The following is a 2,644-nucleotide window of genomic DNA, read 5'->3' as shown; positions in this document are numbered from 1 at the left end:
GGTAGTAGTTCTCCTCGGTCGAACCCGGTGCCATCGGATGCGGCGCGGGTGTGACTCCCGGTTCGAGCGGCGCGAGCAGCTGGTCCTTCTCGTAGATGAGGTCGGCGCGGTTGTCGTCGGCGAGTTCGTAGTCGTTGGTCATCGTCAGTGCCCGGGTCGGGCACGCCTCGATGCACAACCCGCAGCCGATACAGCGCAGATAGTTGATCTGGTAGACGCGGCCGTAACGTTCCCCGGGTGAATAACGTTCGTCCTCGGAGTTGTCGGCGCCTTCCACGTAGATCGCGTCCGCAGGGCAGGCCCACGCGCACAACTCGCAGCCGATGCACTTCTCCAGACCGTCAGGATGCCGATTGAGCTGGTGGCGGCCGTGATAACGCGGAGCGGTGGGCTCCTTCTGCTCGGGATACTGCTCGGTGATGGTGGGGGCGAACATCGATGAGAACGTCACCCCGAGACCGCTGATCGGCTTCAGGAAATCAGGCATCGGTCGTCTCCTTCGCTGAGTCGGACGGAGGTTGCGCGGCGGAACGCCCGGGTATGGTCTGACCGGGTAACGGCGGCACCGGGAAGCCGCCGGCCATCGGGTCGAATGCGGGTCGCGCCGCGACGGAGGAGCCGCGTATCGAGGCCACCTCAGGCGCCTTCGGTAGCCGCATCAGATGCCAGATGGCGTACCCGATCAGCGCGGTCACCACCAGCCCGGCGCCGGCGGAGATCAGCGACCGCGCGAGATCGTCGTCGTCGGAGGTACCGACCGCCATCCGGATGAGGGCCACCACCATCACCCAGGTCAGCGAGATCGGGATCAGCACCTTCCAGCCCAGGTTCATGAACTGGTCGTAGCGCAGGCGCGGCAGGCTGGTGCGCAGCCAGATGAAGATGAACAGGAACACCCAGACCTTGATGGTGAACCACAGGATCGGCCACCAGCCGGAGTTGGCCCCGTCGATGATGCTGACCGGCCACGGCGCCTGCCAGCCGCCGAGGAACAGCGTGGTGGCCAACGCGGAGACGGTGACCATGTTGATGTACTCGGCGAGCATGAACATCGCGAACTTCAACGACGAGTACTCGGTGTGGAATCCGCCGACGAGTTCGCCCTCGGCCTCGGGCAGGTCGAACGGGGCGCGGTTGGTCTCGCCGACCATCGAGATGGCGTAGATGACGAACGACGGCAACAACAGCAGCACGTACCAGTGATCTTGCTGCGCGGCGACGATGCCCGATGTCGACATGGTGCTCGCATCCAGGAACACCGCGGCGAAGGTCAAACCCATGGCGATCTCGTACGAGATCACCTGTGCGGTGGACCGCAGCCCGCCGAGGAGCGGGTAGGTGGACCCCGACGACCAGCCCGCCAACACGATTCCGTAGACCCCGACGGAGGTGACCGCCAGGACGTAGAGCACACCGACGGGCAGGTCGGTGAGCTGCAAAGGCGTCTGTTGACCGAACACCGACACCATCGGACCGAACGGGATCACCGCGAACGCCATGACCGCCGGTACCACCGCGATGATCGGCGCGATGATGTAGACGAGTTTGTCCACGCCGGACGGGACGATGCCCTCCTTCAACGCCAGTTTCACCCCGTCGGCAAGGCTCTGCAGCAGACCTCGCGGACCAACCCGGTTGGGGCCGATCCGGGTCTGCATGCGCGCCATCACCTTTCGTTCGATGAGGATCGCGGCGAGCGGATTGGCCATGAGGAACGCGAAGACCGCGACCGCCTTGATCACGATCAGCCACCACGGGTCGTGGCCGAAGTCGGCCAGGGTGGGGAAGTCGGTCGCCGACACGTAGGTGGTCATCGGGCCTCCGGATTCGCTGCGATCCTCACGACGTCACCCATGCGGGCACCGAGGTGCTCGTGGACCCCCGAGCCGGGCGCGTTCATCGGCACCCACACCACCGCGTCTTGCATGTCGGTGATCGTCAGGGGCAGGGTGATGATGCCGTGGTCGGTGGAGATGTCGACGGGTACGCCGTCGACGGCGCCGATGCCCGCCGCGGTGGCCGGCGACATCCGCGCCACCGGGCGGTGGGCGGTACCGGCCAGATGGGGCTCGCCGTCCTGGAGCCGCCCGGCGTCGAGCAGCATCCGCCAGGTCGCCAGGATCGCGCGATCGGTCTCGCGCGGCACCGCGACCCGTTGCGCCCAGCGGGAGGCGCCGGGTGCGGAATCCCGGGCCGGGGTCTCGCGGCGCGGTCCGCGCCACGCCCCGATCCTTTCGAGGTCGCCGCGGATGGTCTTCGGGTCGTCGCAGCGCAGTGTCACGCCCATCTGCCGGGCCAGCGCGGTCAACACCCGATGGTCGGCCAGCCGGCCGGTGTCCGGCAGGGCGGTGGCGAAGGGGCGTGCGCGTCCCTCCCAGTCCAGGAACATGCCCGATTTCTCCGCGACCGCGGCCACCGGCAACACCACGTCGGCGTGGTCGGTGACCGCGCTGCGTCGTATCTCCAGGCTCACCACGAATCCCGCCGCGGTGACCGCGGCCGTCGCCGCCTCCGGATCCGGGAGATCGGCGAGTTCGACACCCCCGATCAGCAACGCACCCACATCCCCGGCCTGTGCGGCCGTCAGGATCGCGGTGGTGTCACGGCCGGGTTGGGCCGGAAGGTCGTCCACCTCCCAGACCGT

At 67.5% G+C, this 2,644-nt stretch carries 3 protein-coding genes; all 3 read right to left on the bottom strand.

What is annotated here, in order from left to right; all coding sequences use genetic code 11:
- Window positions 1-487 (bottom strand): NADH-quinone oxidoreductase subunit NuoI (gene nuoI, locus GORHZ_RS05725; RefSeq protein WP_006331175.1); only part of this gene is annotated, 487 nt, incomplete at its 3' end.
- Window positions 480-1,814, bottom strand: a complete 1,335-nt coding sequence (gene nuoH / locus GORHZ_RS05720; RefSeq protein ID WP_006331174.1) for an NADH-quinone oxidoreductase subunit NuoH — start codon at window positions 1,812-1,814, stop codon at window positions 480-482. The genes nuoH and nuoI, both read right to left, overlap by 8 nt.
- Window positions 1,811-2,644: molybdopterin dinucleotide binding domain-containing protein (locus GORHZ_RS05715; protein WP_006331172.1), on the bottom strand; the 834-nt coding region annotated here is incomplete at its 5' end. The genes nuoH and GORHZ_RS05715, both read right to left, overlap by 4 nt.

It is taken from the genome of Gordonia rhizosphera NBRC 16068, from assembly GCF_000298195.1.
Lineage (GTDB): Bacteria > Actinomycetota > Actinomycetes > Mycobacteriales > Mycobacteriaceae > Gordonia > Gordonia rhizosphera.
Note: the sequence above shows the minus strand (reverse complement) of the source record. Positions and strands in the feature narration are given on the sequence as shown.

What these genes read in the sequence shown, in the direction of transcription:
- nuoH (WP_006331174.1), bottom strand. Translation starts at nt 1,814, where the DNA reads ATGACCACCTACGTGTCGGCGACCGACTTCCCCACCCTGGCCGACTTC.